Source organism: Rhodococcus sp. RCBS9 (assembly GCF_029457415.1).
GTDB classification, from domain to species: Bacteria; Actinomycetota; Actinomycetes; order Mycobacteriales; family Mycobacteriaceae; genus Rhodococcus_F; species Rhodococcus_F qingshengii.
This window is the reverse complement of record NZ_CP120422.1, coordinates 1905906-1919704: the sequence shown is the minus strand read 5'-3', so window position 1 is coordinate 1919704 and position 13799 is coordinate 1905906. Positions and strand designations below refer to the sequence as shown.

Annotated in this window: 10 protein-coding genes; 1 reads left to right on the top strand and 9 read right to left on the bottom strand. The window is 61.9% G+C overall.

Features of this window, described 5'->3' with window-relative positions; translation table 11 throughout:
- Positions 1 to 83 precede the first annotated feature (83 nt).
- A complete protein-coding gene (locus P0M12_RS09180) occupies positions 84 to 551 on the top strand; it encodes a VOC family protein (protein ID WP_007729793.1) in 468 nt (155 codons plus the stop codon).
- A gap of 383 nt (positions 552 to 934) precedes the next feature.
- Here the strand turns inward: P0M12_RS09180 and aztD are convergent, their stop codons facing one another.
- The 9 genes from aztD to P0M12_RS09135 all read right to left on the bottom strand — a co-directional run bounded on the left by aztD (position 935) and on the right by P0M12_RS09135 (position 13794).
- A complete protein-coding gene (gene aztD / locus P0M12_RS09175) occupies positions 935 to 2182 on the bottom strand; it encodes a zinc metallochaperone AztD (protein WP_075834584.1) in 1248 nt (415 codons plus the stop codon).
- Positions 2183 to 2244: 62 nt separating this feature from the next.
- The gene (locus tag P0M12_RS09170) at positions 2245 to 3489 is read right to left on the bottom strand and encodes a benzoate/H(+) symporter BenE family transporter (protein WP_054188474.1); all 1245 of its coding nucleotides are present in this window, start codon (positions 3487 to 3489) and stop codon (positions 2245 to 2247) included.
- A 4-nt stretch (positions 3490 to 3493) separates the two neighbouring features.
- Complete coding sequence (locus P0M12_RS09165) at positions 3494 to 6196, bottom strand: LuxR C-terminal-related transcriptional regulator (protein ID WP_277377610.1); 2703 nt, start codon at positions 6194 to 6196, stop codon at positions 3494 to 3496.
- Entirely contained in the window at positions 6193 to 7578 is a 1386-nt protein-coding gene (locus P0M12_RS09160) for an aromatic acid/H+ symport family MFS transporter (RefSeq protein WP_166502720.1), read from the bottom strand. Before P0M12_RS09160 ends, P0M12_RS09165 begins: the two co-directional genes overlap by 4 nt.
- 44 nt (positions 7579 to 7622) lie before the next feature.
- On the bottom strand, positions 7623 to 8405 hold the full coding sequence (locus P0M12_RS09155) for a 1,6-dihydroxycyclohexa-2,4-diene-1-carboxylate dehydrogenase (RefSeq protein ID WP_007729779.1): 783 nt from the start codon (positions 8403 to 8405) through the stop codon (positions 7623 to 7625).
- Entirely contained in the window at positions 8402 to 9955 is a 1554-nt protein-coding gene (gene benC, locus P0M12_RS09150) for a benzoate 1,2-dioxygenase electron transfer component BenC (RefSeq protein ID WP_277377609.1), read from the bottom strand. Before benC ends, P0M12_RS09155 begins: the two co-directional genes overlap by 4 nt.
- 31 nt (positions 9956 to 9986) lie before the next feature.
- Entirely contained in the window at positions 9987 to 10496 is a 510-nt protein-coding gene (gene benB / locus P0M12_RS09145) for a benzoate 1,2-dioxygenase small subunit (RefSeq protein ID WP_065351507.1), read from the bottom strand.
- Positions 10497 to 10507: 11 nt separating this feature from the next.
- Positions 10508 to 11905 carry a benzoate 1,2-dioxygenase large subunit gene (gene benA / locus P0M12_RS09140; protein WP_042447174.1) on the bottom strand — a complete coding sequence of 466 codons (1398 nt, stop codon included), beginning with the start codon at positions 11903 to 11905 and terminating at the stop codon, positions 10508 to 10510.
- Positions 11906 to 12165: 260 nt separating this feature from the next.
- Positions 12166 to 13794 carry a 4-hydroxyphenylacetate 3-hydroxylase N-terminal domain-containing protein gene (locus P0M12_RS09135; RefSeq protein WP_003939685.1) on the bottom strand — a complete coding sequence of 543 codons (1629 nt, stop codon included), beginning with the start codon at positions 13792 to 13794 and terminating at the stop codon, positions 12166 to 12168.
- Positions 13795 to 13799: the final 5 nt, after the last annotated feature.

Here is a 13799-nt window from a genome sequence, read left to right as displayed (position 1 = left end):
TCTAGGACGAAAACAGTCCTATACGGCTGTGAGAGTCGACGTTGTCAGGGAAAACCCGAGCGACGTTCGTACCAGGAGCAGACATGAGCATCAAGACAACGACCCACCTCAACTTCCGCGGAGACGCCCGCGCGGCTCTGGAGTTCTACCAGTCCGTCTTCGGTGGCCAGGTCACGATCGCAACCTACGGCGACTTCGGGATGCCCAAGGAGGTGCCCGGCGCTGAGAACGTCGTGTTCGGCCAGGTGGAGACAGAGGACGGCTTCTGTGTGATGGCATACGACATCCCTGGACAGTCGGGCGGCTCGGCCGGCAACGCAGGCTCGACACACCGCGAGAACGGCACCACGATCACCGACCAACCGTTCTTCGTCTCGGTTCGCGGCGAAACCCTCGAAGAGGTGCAGAACTACTGGGCCAAACTCTCTGCTGGTGCATCGATCATCGAGGGTCTTGCCGCGGCGGCGTGGAGCCCCGGTTTCGGCATGCTCACCGATGCGTTCGGGGTGACGTGGATCCTCGACGTCGCTGCCGGCGAAAACCCGGCCTGATCATTCAGACGACAAAGCCGCTGGCACCGAAAGGTGTCCAGCGGCTCCAGCGCGTCGGTGCCCGTCTTGCGCCTCTCGGCAAGCGGCCACTCGAAGTGGCAATTCTGGGGTGGTACCCGGGGCAAAGAACCGAACACCGACACCATCTCCAACGAACCTCCACACGGAGTTATTCCATGCTGACTTGTGCCGCGGTCAATCGTGGTCCTGCTCATTGCTCAGCTCCAGCAGAGCTGGCGACAACGGCTTCGATTCTCTGAGGCGCGCGTCGTAGCACCTCGAGGACTGCCTGGGTATGAGATTCCCTGGTCAGTAGGCGAAGCACGAGAACGGCTCAGGCCCTCATCTCGGTGTGAGATGGGGGCCTGAGGTGAGGATCTGAATCAGCCGGTGACACCGGTCAATTCGTTGGGGGCGTGATCGAGAGTGGTCTCGGTCAGGATGCTGCCGTCCTCGAGGTCGACTGCGATCAGCTTCTTCGACGCTGGGTCGGTGACGTAAGCGGTGTGATCTTCTACGAAGAGCGCGGGCCTGGGCTCTTGCCATTTGGTGGGCTCGGTCCATGCGTCTATGACGGCGATCTTCTTGGTGACGACGCCGGTGTTCGGGTCGATGACGTGGATGGCGCCGTCGGTGCCGAGCACCAGTGCCTCTCCGTGTGGTCCGCGGCCGAGTGAGCGGAAGGTGTAGCTGGTGCCGAGGTCGACGAGCTTGAGTTCGGACGTCGTCGTGTTGGTCAGCGAGACCCGTTGCGGACGTTCGAGTTCGGCGTCCTTGTCGGTCTTGTAATCACCCAGCACGATGTCCGACTCCTCCGAGCCTGCCTGATTTCCGATGCGGCCGTACGCATCCGGGCTCTGGACCTTGGTGATCGCTCCGTTCTTGTACACGAGCAACCCGTCCTGGCAGCCCAGCACGATGGCTTCGCCGGCAGCGACTGCTTCGCCGTGGACACCGGGGCACTGTTCGTTGCGCAGGATTTCCCGGCGGTCGGCATCGAGGATGGCAATGCCGTTGCGGGACTCCGAATTTCCGATGGTCGTCAACAGGCTGCCATCGGCAAGTGCGACCGCAACGCCGTGATGGGGTTCTGGCGTGGTGTACGTCTCGACGCGGGGTTGGCGTTTTGCCAACTGCGCCGGATCGAAGATCTCGACGAGTCCCGAGCCGTCGTTGAAGAGAACGGTTTTTCCGGCATGGCGTACAACGTGTCCGGGTTCGTTGGCTGCGAACTCGACCTCGGACATCGCGGGATCGGCTGTGTAGTAATGAGAATGATCACCGTGAGCCGAAGACCACGTGCCGGTGTCGAGCACCTTGAATGCTTCGCCGGCAGAGATCATGACGTGGCGACCGTCGCCGGCCGGGTTGAGTCGGGTGAAGCCGTCGATCTCGGTCTCGCCGACCACGTCGAGGGAAGTTGCATCCAGCACCAGGACGCCGCCGTCGTACGACACGGCGAGACGTGGTGTTGCCGAGGCCTGTTCGGTTGGTGCGGCCGACGTCGTGGTCGTGGTTTCGGACTGGGCGGAGTCCTTGTTGTCGGACGAGCAACCCGTAACGAGGGCGAGTGAGAGGCCTACTGATGTGGCAAGGGTGAGGCGCCGCGACATGCGGGTGTTGAGGTGCATGGGTATAGATCTACTGCTTAATGTAAATGATTGTCAAAGTCGAGTATGCGAATATTCGCATGTCAGGTGTAGTCGGCTCGTTCGAGCATGCGCGAGGCGATGACCCCGAAGACGAGTCCCCAGAAAGCGGCTCCGATATTGAGTAGTTCGATGTCGGAGATCGTCACGAGGAACGCGATCAAAGCGCCGAAGGTGAATTTCCCGCCGAATGCGGTCACGAAGGCTCCCTGTAAGGCCTTGAGCATGGCCAGACCACCCAGAGTGACGATGAATGCCGTCGGAGTTCCCAACATCATCGCGACGAAAGTCGGGGCGAACAGTCCGAAGACGACGGCGAGTAAGCCGCAGAAGATTCCGGCGGTGTATTGGCGTGTCCGCTCTCCCGACGCCGTGAGCAATGCGTTCGTCGGCCCGGTCAGGCACGTCGAGACACAACCCACCGCCGCGTTCACGAGAGAGAACACACCGCAGGCAACCGTTGCTGCCCCGATCGGCGGTTGATGACCCGCTGCGCGGAGGACTGCGATTCCTTGGCCGTTCTGCACGACGACGACTGTGATCGCCAGCGGTACAACCAGTTCGATCATCGCCTGCCAAGACCAGGTTGGCGTGGTCAGCATCGGATGCGCCAGCCACTCGTGCGCGTCGCCGGCGGAGTTGAATCTTCCGGCCGCGAGTATCACGACCACGCCGACGATCAACGCGCCGAGAACCGGCGGAACGAATCTTCCCAGCTTGGCGAACACGCTCAGAGCGACAAAGGTGGCGATCATCGGCAGAGCGATCACCGCGTCGTGGGCAGGCGCTTCGACCAAATCCGTTCCGAAATGAAGGAAAACGCCTGCCACCATTGCCATTACGATGGGCAAGGGTAATGCGGCCATGATCGGTGTGACCCACCCTGTCAATCCCAACAGCAAGATCAGGGCGCCGGTCGCGAAGAACGCTCCGAGCACTTGCTCCCACGGCAGATGCTCCAACGACGCTCCGACGACAACGGTTCCGGGAATCGTCCAGAAGAAGGCCAGCGGCTGCCGGTACAGCCAGGAAGCCGTGATGGTGAGAATTCCGTTGACGAAGAAGGCACCGAAAAGCCAAGAGGCCAATTGAGCTTGACTCAGTCCACCCGCCAACCCCGCAGCGAGAATGACCGCCACCGGCCCGGTGGCCGAGAAGACGATGCCGATGATTCCGTTGGCAATGGACGTTCCGCCGAAGTCGCGCAAGACCCGCTTCGGGCCGTAGAGCGGTTGGGGGAGTGGCTCGGTGACGACGCGAACGGGCGCGGTCGTCGTAGTGTCCGGCATGTTCTCAGTTCTCCTGATGCGGATCCGAAAGCCCTCGGTCGCGGAACAAAGCCGCGAGTTCGCTCCGTGATCGCAGTCCGAGTTTCGCGTACGCGCGCGTGAGGTGATATTGAATGGTCTTGACGGAGAGGAACAATTCGCCGGCAGCTTCCTTGTTGGACTTGCCCGCTGCGACAAGGTCGGCGACGGCTCGTTCTTGCGGGGTCAGGTCGGTGATTCCCTTCTCCGTCCGCGAGAGGTTCAACCCGCCCGCGCGGAGTTCGCGCTCGCAGCGCTCGACGTAAGTAGCGGCGCCCAACGAGTGATACAGCTCGCGGGCGGCGCGGAGGACGACGTCGGCCTCCGCGCGTTTCCCGGCCCGGCGGAGAGTTTGGCCGTAGGCAAAATTGATTCGGGCTCGGTCGTAGGGGAGCGGCAGCGTCTCGATGCCGAGTAGTGCAGCATCGAAACTTTCTCTTGCCGAGTCGAGTTCGCCCCGTGCGCCGTGGATCCGGCCGCGAACGTAGCCGAGACGTGCCGCAGCTGAGCGGTGCTCCCGACGTCGTGCGGTCTGCTCGTGTGGTTGCAGAAAGGCGTCGGCATCATCAGCTCGCCCGACCATGACCAATGCATTGGCGTAGAGATCGACCCACGGCCAGAAGCCCGGCTCGTCGAGCCATTGTTGCGCCTTGCTCGAGGTGAGCGGAGCCAGCGCCACCAGAACTTCGGCGTAGTCGGCGGCGGCCTCGGCGACCTGGGCCCTGGCGAGAAGTGCAGGAACATACATGATTTCGTAGGCGTGAATGCCGGCGTACGCACGTCGCACATGGTCACGGGCCAGTTCCCAGTTGCCGCGCAGAGCGTGAATCTGTGCTCCCGACCAGTGGACCAACGGCCGGATGATCTCGATCTCGAACCGATCCACCTCGGCACCGGCGCCCTCGACGGTCGAGAGCGCTTCGTCCCAGGCGCCGAGAGCGAATTGAGTGCGGGCGAGCCAGGCCTGTGCCCACAGTGAGATTCTTGCCGAACCACTGGAAAACTCTGTGGACACCGCACTTTCGAGGTCGCGTCTGGCGGACTCCGGGTGGTCCAACGCAAGCTCGAGCCATCCGCGTCCCATCTGGAAGCGCTGTGCTTGGGCTCCGGGGCGGACACGATCGGAGAGTTCGGCGTATGCCGCGAGCGCATTCTCGGTTCTTCCGGTAGCACCGAGCCCGAGACCCTTGATCGCTTCGGACTCCACTGCTGCGGGATCAGAAGGGCCCACCAATTCGACTGCGCGGTCAACCCACTCGACGAGCGCCGTGCCATCGAGCCGAGCCAGAGAATGCAGGACCATTCGTTGGGCGATCATCGCAGCGATGCCTGGCTCACGATCCACGCTGCAGCTGTCCCACGCTCTGGTCAGAAGATCGGCGGCCTCGGTCGGTCGCCCTCTATGGATGGCGAGGTAGCCGAGGACGGCGTCGCGGAGAGGCCCGCGCGAAATACTCTCGATCTCCGGCACGAAGACCATGGCGCGGGGGATGTCACCCGATCCGGTCAGCGCGTCGACTCCGCGGAGCAGTCGGTCCTCGTGTTCGGTTCGGGCCGTGGTGAGACGGCTTGCCGTGACCATGGCGTCGGCGACTTCCGACCACGCGCCGTCGGATGCTCGTAGTGATGCGTACGCAACGAGTTCGGCGGCGAGGTCCTCGTCATGGGTGGTGCTGGCAGCGGCAAGGTGGAAAAGCCGTTCACCTTCTCCCCAAGCGATCTCGGCTGCGCGTGTGTGCAGCAGATGCAAGTGCGCGGGTCCCAACGCCCCGCGCACTGCGGCCGTGACCATCGTGCTGCTCAGTGACACCTCGGTGCTGCCGTGCTGCTCGTGGACAGAAAGGAGGCCGCTGGCGAAGGCGCTGTCCAAGGCGCCGACCACGTCGTCGATTTCGGCTAGCTGAGCAAGATGCGACAACGTCGTGCTGCGCCCGACAACTGCTGCGGCTTCGATCAACGTTCGTGCTCCCGCCGAACACGTAGCGAGGGCGGCGGCGATCGATACTGCACGATGGCGAGGGACGGGCAAAGTTCGGTGCCACTGGGTCCAATAGGTAGGTGGCAGCTCGTCGAGAAGCGAGACGATGTCGAGTGTGTTGCCCGCGGTGAAGTCCTGAAGGGCAAGCGCGACGCCGGAGCTGAGGTCGATTCCGCTTCGCATGCGCGCGATGTCGATGATGACGGGTGCGTCGATCGGGCTGATGTGCAATCGCGTCGACCAGTGCAGGTCGAGAATCTGCCTGACATCCTCGCGCAGGAACGGCGTTTCCTCGGCGACGAGGACGAACAGCAGTGGTGCCGTTCGGCCTCGATGGAGGGCGGAGGTGATTGCCTGAAGCGAGCTGACATCGCTGTGATGGGCATCGTCGACGACGATCAGGGTCAGTTGCTCCGCTGCGTCGACGATCTCGTGTGCAACGGCGACCGGGTCCGAGTTGGAAACCGGACGTTCGAGTAGTTGATCGATCACTCCGAAGGCAGTGTTCGATTCCCACTCCAGCCCACGAGCGCGGCGGAGCGTATGAGCGGAAGAGATTTCGGCGAACCGGTCGACGAGAGTGGACTTACCGCTACCGGCATCGCCCTCGACCAGCACGAGAGTCGGCACTCCTGTCTCTGCCGCGGCCAAGGCTCGGCCGAGAACGGCGAGCTCGCGTTCTCGGCCGAGCAACAGGTCACGAAGTGTCACCCGACTACCGTAACGCCGGGCTCACCACGGGTTTCCTTTTCGGCACGGTCTCCATCGGATCGAAGTGCAGTGGCACCCAGGTCGGGTGCTTGCTTCGGCACGAAGAAGGTGACGATGGCGCCCAGCACCGCGATGCCGGCGAAGACGTAGAACGCCGATTCGGAACTGATTCCGGCGCTGATCAAACTTCCGCCGATCAGTGGCCCGAATATCCCGCCCAGACGTCCGAATCCGGCGCACCACGCGACACCTGCAGCCCGAGCGGCCGTCGAATAGTAGTTGGACACGAATCCGTAGATCAGAACCTGAGTACCGATGGTTCCGACACCCGCGATGGCAACGGAGGCGAGGAGTACGGGAAGCGGGAACCCGAATGTGAACAGGAGCAGGGCGAGTGCGGCCAGGCCGAAGGTGGTTGCGACAACCCGCTGTGGACCGGTGACGTCCGCGATCTTGGAGGCGAGAAGTCCACCGATGATGGCACCGCCGTTGAGTACCAACAGGAACGAGAGCGAACCCTTCGCGTTGTATCCCGCGTTTTCCATGATCTTGGGCAGCCAGGTGTTCAGTCCGTAGGTCAGGAGGAGGCCGGCGAAGCTCATGAGGCCGAGAAGCGCGGTGCCCCAGACATATTGTCTGCTCGCCAACGCTCGGAAGCCGACCTTCTCAGCTACGGCGTCGTTGGGTCGATCTGTACCGGCAGGCAATGGAATTCCGGTTTTCGAGGAAATGGCGCGAGCTTCCTCGACACGTCCGCGAGCAATCAGCCACGCGGGAGACTCGGGCAGTTTGAACCAGGCGAGTGGGAACAGGAACACCAATGGCAGCGCGCCGATGAGGAACAGTCCACGCCATCCGATGGAATCACGGAGAACGATCGCCAGGACGGAAGCCATGACGCCACCGGCCGGGACACCGCTGTAGACGATGGCGTTGAACAGATTGCGGCGTCCCGGCGGCGCGAACTCGGCAATCATGGCTCCGGCGGTGGCGACAAGCCCACCGACACCGATGCCGGTGAAGAACCGCAGCAGACCGAAAGTGGTGATGCTGGTGGCGAACGCTGCCAGTGCCATTCCGACCGAGAACCAGATGATGTTGACCAGCATCATCTTTCGGCGACCGAAGTGATCGCCGATCGCTCCACACGTCAGTGCGCCGACCATCACTCCGACGAGTGCATACGAACCCAACGCGCCGGCCTGAGATGCGGTCAAGGTGCCGATATGGCTGGGGTCGTCCATGAGTACGGGCAGGATCGTGCCGTACACGACCAGGTCGTATCCGTCGAACAGAATGGCAATGGCGGCGATGGTGACCACCCACAACACTGACGAGCGATGGCGGGCACTGGCCCAGGAACCACGTTCGATCGAGGACATGGCGAATCTCCGTTCGAGAGATCAGGAATCGGGGGAGGCTGGATTCAGCCGAGGTCGCCACCGGCGACGGGCAGAACCGTTCCGGTGACATACGAAGCCTCTTCGGAGGCAAGGAAAGTGATAGCAGCAGCCTGTTCGTCCAGGGTGCCGTAACGCTTGAGTAGCGACGAGTCGACGGTCTGGTCGACGATCTGCTGGTACCAGGCCTTCTCCTCGTCGGTCTCGGCACCCGGCCCGCGTGCCACGACGCGTGGTGGCGCCTCGGTTCCGCCGGGAGCGGTTGCCACGACGCGTATTCCGTACTGCGCGACTTCCATCGCCAGTGCAGCGGTGATCGCGCTGACCCCGCCCTTGGCCGCCGCGTAAGGAACACGGTTGACACCGCGGGTGGCGACCGAGGAGACGTTGACGATGGTGCCGCTCGCCTGCTCGATCAGATGGGGCAGTACGGCGCGACACGTCCAGAGCGTGGGGAACAGTGATCGTGTGACCTCGGCTTGTATCTGCTGCGGCGTGTAGTGCTCGTAGGGTTTGGCCCAAATGGTCCCACCGACGTTGTTGATCAGGACGTCGATGCGTCCGAAGCGCTCCAATGCGGAATCTATTGCATTCTGGGCACCTTCGAACGTCTCGAGGTCCGCGGTCACCGAATGGGAACGCTCCAGCGGTGTCGCGATGTCGTGAACCAGTTCAGCTCGATCCACAAGCGCGACGGAACCACCTTCTGCGGAAACTCTTTCGGCAACGCTGCGCCCGATCCCCTGAGCCGCTCCGGTGACGACCACGACCCGGTCGTCGAACCGGCCGGCGAAGAATCTCGTGCTCACGACGCCACACTTTCCCGAGCGTCAGTGATGGCGCGGTGCATCGTCGACTTGGCGTGTTCGCTGTGCTGGACGATCAGATCACGGGCCGCGGCGCGATCATTCTGCTCGAATGCACTCACGATACGTGAGTGATCCTCCGCGACATGTTCGTCCACCCAATCGGCGGTGCGGAGCACTCGGTTCATCAGTTGTGTGACCTCGAGACGGTGGTATGCCTGCAGCAGCACTTCGTTTCCGGTGCAGCGGAAGAGGAAGTCGTGGAACAGGGCATTGGTTTCGGTGAATGCCGCTGCGTCCGTGAAGTGATCGCGGTCGATGGAAGCAGCCGAGTTCTCCGCCAGAATGCGGTACTCCGTCAACTGTGCCGGAGTGAGGCGGCCGATCGTGAGTTCCATTGCTCCGAGTTCGAGGGCCATCCGAGCGTCGAACTGTGCGTCCGACTCCGTGACCGGCAGATGTTCTTCACCGATCTCGTACGTGCCGGCAGCTGATTCTTCGGCCGAGGCTGCCGGTGAATCAGCCGGTGCTGCCGCATTGTTGAACTTTTCGAAGTAGAAGTTCGTGGGTGTGATCGATACGTCCTTGAAGTGCAGACGTACGGCTTCGACCATCGGCGGCGGGCCGCACAGGTAGACGTCTACGTTGCCGTCGTCGAGGTGATCGGGCTCGATCAAGCCCGTGACATAGCCCTTGTTCGGTGCTGTGCTGTCGGGATCGGATACGCAGTAGTCGAAGGTGAACTGGGGTAGAGACTCCGCGTAGTCGTGCAGTTTGTCGAGTTCGACGAGATCGGTGTCGGAGCTGACGCCGTAGACCAGATGGACGGGCCGAGTGGAGCTTTCGGTACGAATCTTCTCCAGTATGGAGAGCAGCGGGGCCAAGCCGGTTCCACCGGCAAGCAGTAGGGCTCTCCGTTGACCTGACCGGAGGAAGAAGCTACCCATCGGTCCGGTCAATTCGAGAGTGTCGCCTACCTGCGCACGCTGACTGAGATACTCGGACATCAGACCACCCGGGGTGATCTTGACCAGGAACGACGCCGACGCGACCTCAGGGCCGGAGCTGAACGAGTACGACCGCGTCGCTTCGGTTCCGGGAACGAGGATGTTCACGTACTGACCGGGGAGGAAGACCAGATCTGCGCGGTTGTCGACTGCGACGGTGAAACCCACCGTGGAATCCGAATGGCGAATGATCTCGGTGATGGTGGACGTGTACGAACCGGCAGTGGTCTTGGCGACCGCCGACGTGGTGGGAATCTGCAGCACGAGATCAGATTCCGGCACCATCTGGCACGGAAGGCAGTATCCCTGCTCGGCCTCGTCGTCCGTCAGGGCCTCCTCGATGTAGTCGCCGGCGTCGAAAGTACCTGACTCACAGAGTGATTTGCAGGTGCCGCAAGCTCCGTCGCGGCAGTCGAGCGGAATGTTGATTCGTGCGCGGTACGACGCGTCCGCGACGGTCTCGTCGGTGTTGCATTCGACGAAGCGGGTTATGCCGTCTTCGAAACTCAGGGCTACTTGAAAGGTCGGCGCAGCTTGAATGCTCATGGGAAACAGCTCGATTCGAAGGGAAGTCGTGTCAGAAGTGGTAGATGTCGACCACGTGATGGATGTAGTCGTTCTTGAGGACTACCTTCTTCTTCATGATCAACGGCTGCTCGCCCGCGAAGTCGATCGTGTAGTGCGAGGTGCCGAAGTAGGTATCGACTGTGTTGTAGCGGAAGTACAGCGTGAACCAATTGAAGCGGACGTCGACGACGAAGCCGCGTTCTTCGATCACTTCCACGTTGGTGATGTTGTGACCGGTGCGGGGCTCGGGAAGGCTTGTCGCGCTGGAACGGTCAGTCCTGATTCGGAACACGCGGTCCTCGATACCGCCGCGATTCGGGTAGTAGATCAGGGAGATCTCTGCGGCCGGGTCCGTGGTCAGCTCGCCGTCGTCCGCCCATGCGGGCATCCAGTACTCGGAATCGGGGTGGTAGCACTCGATCCACTTCTCGAACTCGCGATCGTCCAGATAGCGAGCCTCACGGTAGAGAAACTGCTGCACTGTTTCGAGGGCGACGGCATTGGTGGTGGTGACAGTCATGATGATGGTCCTCAGATGGTCCGGTTGGAAGCGGCTTGCTCGGCATCTACGGCCGCAAGCATGGCGTCGCGCCAGTACCCGTGCTGAATGGGATACAAGCCTTCGTCCTCGGTCTTGGCTCCGCTCGAGAGCACACGATTCATGCCGAGATCCTTCGCGACGTCGTTCGGACCGGGAATCTGGTGTGTGACGCCACGGCTGAGGTCGTTCCACGGGGCGCCGGCTGCCTGGTAGGTCTTCTGGCAGGAACGGAACTCTTCGAGATCGTCCGGGGTGGCCATACCGCTGGCATTGAAGAAGTCCTCGTACTGACGGATGCGGTTGCTGCGCGCTTCGGCGCTCTCTCCCTTGGGCGCGATGCAGTAGATGGTGACTTCGGTCTGGTCCACGGAGATCGGACGGAAGTGCCGGATCTGGCTGCTGAACTGATCCATGAGGTAGACGTTCGGATACAGGCAGAGGTTTCTCGACGCACCGACCATGAATTCGGCCTTCTTGGAACCGAACTGAGCCTCCAGTTCTGCTTTGCGTTCGAACAGGGGTCGGTCCTCGGGATTGCCCCACCACATCCAGAGCAGGAGGTGGCCGTAGTCGTAGGAGAAGTATCCACCGCCCTGCTTCCCCCAGGTGCCGGCGTCCATGGCTTTGGTCTCGTTGGACGATTCACCGGCGGTGCGGCGAGCGGTGGTAGCGGCGTAGTTCCAGTGCGTCGAAGACACGTGGTAGCCGTCGGCACCGTTCTCGGTCTGCAACTTCCAGTTGCCGTCGTAGGTGTAGGTGGATGCACCGCGCAGAACTTCGAGTCCGTCAGGTGACTGATCGACGATCATGTCGATGACCTTCGTGGTGTCACCGAGGTGCTCTTCGAGTGGCAGCACGTCGGGGTTGAGGCTGCCGAAGAGGAAGCCGCGATAGTTCTCGAACCGCGCCACCCTGGTCAGGTCGTGTGAGCCGTCTTTGTTGAACTGCTCCGGATAGCCACCGGTGCGAGCGTCCTTGGCCTTGAGGAGTTTTCCGCTGTTGTTGAAGGTCCAGCCGTGGAACGGGCAGGTGAAGGTGGTTCGGTTGTCGGTCTTACGGCGACAGAGCATCGCACCGCGGTGGCTGCATGCGTTGATCAGCGCACCCAATTCGCCGTCCTTGTTGCGGGTGATCACGATGGGCTGACGGCCCATGTAGGTGGTGAAGTAGTCGCCGACGTTCGGGATCTGGCTCTCGTGCGCGAGGTAGATCCAATTGCCTTCGAAGATGTGCGTCATCTCGAGTTCGAACAGTTGCTCGTCCGTGAAGACGCTGCGCCGCACCTGGTAGCGGCCGGTCTCCGGGTCCTCGACGAGCGCGTCGTCGAGGGCGGCGCGGATGTTCGCGAACTGGTCGGTGCCGCGGGCAGCATCCAACATATCCGTCATGGGTGTCCTCCAGATAAGAGTGGGCGCCTACCGAGAAAGCCGAGGGCTGTCGGACCAAATCGGTGGGACCCGCTTTCCGGACGGGGCTGCGTCCGGTACTGAATTCACCTTGACATCGTGTGTCTCGGGTCACACTAGGCAATTGCCTAGTCCTGACCAAGGGTGCAGTGTTCGTCGAATTCTGCTGATGGGCCATGCCTGCTGAAGACGACGAGCAGGGCGGACTCGACATCGCGAGTCCGCCCTACCTGCCGAGGGGATTACCGGTTCTTGAAGAACGAGACGTCGTCGTTGCCGATGAGGTCAGGGACCGTCCAGCCGTCGAGGTCGTATTCACTCAAGCACTGCTCGGCCAGTCCCTTCATGGAACTTGCGTGTCCACGATTCTGGGCTGCGAACAGCAGTTCGGCTTTGACGTTCTCGTGATTGCCGGAGTAGTTGCGCTCGTAGAGTTCGTGTCGGCCGCCGAACTCGGTCCCGATCGAATCCCACAGCGCCTTCATGACTTTCACGCGGTCGACGGCGGTGATGCCGTCGGAACCGCGAACGTACTTGTCGAGGTACGGACGCACGTCCGGGCTCTTGAAGTCGAGTGAACTCGAAGGCAGGTAGATCAAGCCCGACGCGACGTCCTGTTCGATGATCTCCTTGATCCGCGGGTACCCCTGGATCATGAACATTCGATAGGTGAGGCCGTACTCGAGCTTCGGGATCACCGAATCGCCGACCCACTGTTCGGGATCGCGTGCCATCGATTCGGTCAACGACCAGAAGAGGTTTCGCCACCCGATCACCTCACCGACACGGGTCTGGACTCCGCGGAAGCCGCCGGCGCCGGTGGCTTCGAGTGCCTTCATCAACAGTCCGGCGATGAAGTCGAGCTTGACGGCCAGGCGAGTGCAGCCCTGAAAGGTGAAGCGCGGCAGGAAGCCTGATTGAGGGAAGAATGCGTTGATCCGGTCGACGTCGCCGTACATGAAGACGTTTTCCCACGGAACCAACACCTTGTCGAAGACGAAGATGGTGTCGTTCTCGTCCATGCGACTCGACAGCGGATAATCGAACGGACTGCCCATCACCGCAGCATGTTCGGTGTACGAGGTGCGGCAGATCAGCTTCACACCCGGCGCGTCCATCGGTACCGTGCAGATCAGGGCGAACTGCTTCTTCTTGATCGGCAGACCGTAGTGAGCGATGAAGTTGTAGTTCGTGATCGCCGATCCGGTGGCGACCACTTTGGCGCCGCTGACGATCAAACCTGCGTCGGTTTCCTTCTCCACCTTCATGAAGACGTCACCGACCTCGTCCGGTGGAAGTTGGCGATCCACCGGGGGATTGATGATCGCGTGGTTCCAGTACAGAACTTTCTCCTGCGATTCGCGGTACCAGCGTTCGGCGTTGTCCTGGAACGGTGCGTACAACTCCTTGTTGGCGTGGAGGGTGCCCAGGAAACTCGCCTTGTAGTCGGGGGAACGGCCCATCCAGCCGTAGGTCATACGAGCCCACGTCGCTATGGCATCGCGTTCCTTGAGCAGATCGGCCGACGACGTCGGAGTGCGGAAGAACGGCATGGTGACACCGCCGTTGCCCGTGTCCGTCGGAACGGTCAAGGCGTCCACGTGCTCGCCCGTATGCAGAGCGTCGTACAGCCTCGCGGTCATGCGGATCGGATTCCGGAACGCGGGGTGCGTCGTGACGTCCTTGACGCGATCACCGTGAAGCCAGATCTCGCGGCCGTCCTGCAGGCTCGAGATGTACTCGTCACCGGTCATCGGTCGGGTGGCGAAGTTCTTCGTACGGTTGGCTTCGCAGTCGGCGGCCGGATTGACCTGTGGCGCTCCGGAATCTGCGGGATCGACGCCGGTGGGAGGAATTTCGGTGGTCGTCATGGCAA

Excerpts from the sequence above, each read along its gene's own strand:
- aztD (WP_075834584.1), bottom strand. The coding sequence starts at position 2,182 with ATGCACCTCAACACCCGCATGTCGCGGCGCCTCACCCTTGCCACATCA.
- benB (WP_065351507.1), bottom strand. The coding sequence starts at position 10,496 with ATGACTGTCACCACCACCAATGCCGTCGCCCTCGAAACAGTGCAGCAG.
- benC (WP_277377609.1), bottom strand. The coding sequence starts at position 9,955 with ATGAGCATTCAAGCTGCGCCGACCTTTCAAGTAGCCCTGAGTTTCGAA.
- benA (WP_042447174.1), bottom strand. The coding sequence starts at position 11,905 with ATGACGGATATGTTGGATGCTGCCCGCGGCACCGACCAGTTCGCGAAC.
- P0M12_RS09180 (WP_007729793.1), top strand. The coding sequence starts at position 84 with ATGAGCATCAAGACAACGACCCACCTCAACTTCCGCGGAGACGCCCGC.
- P0M12_RS09170 (WP_054188474.1), bottom strand. The coding sequence starts at position 3,489 with ATGCCGGACACTACGACGACCGCGCCCGTTCGCGTCGTCACCGAGCCA.
- P0M12_RS09135 (WP_003939685.1), bottom strand. The coding sequence starts at position 13,794 with ATGACGACCACCGAAATTCCTCCCACCGGCGTCGATCCCGCAGATTCC.
- P0M12_RS09160 (WP_166502720.1), bottom strand. The coding sequence starts at position 7,578 with ATGTCCTCGATCGAACGTGGTTCCTGGGCCAGTGCCCGCCATCGCTCG.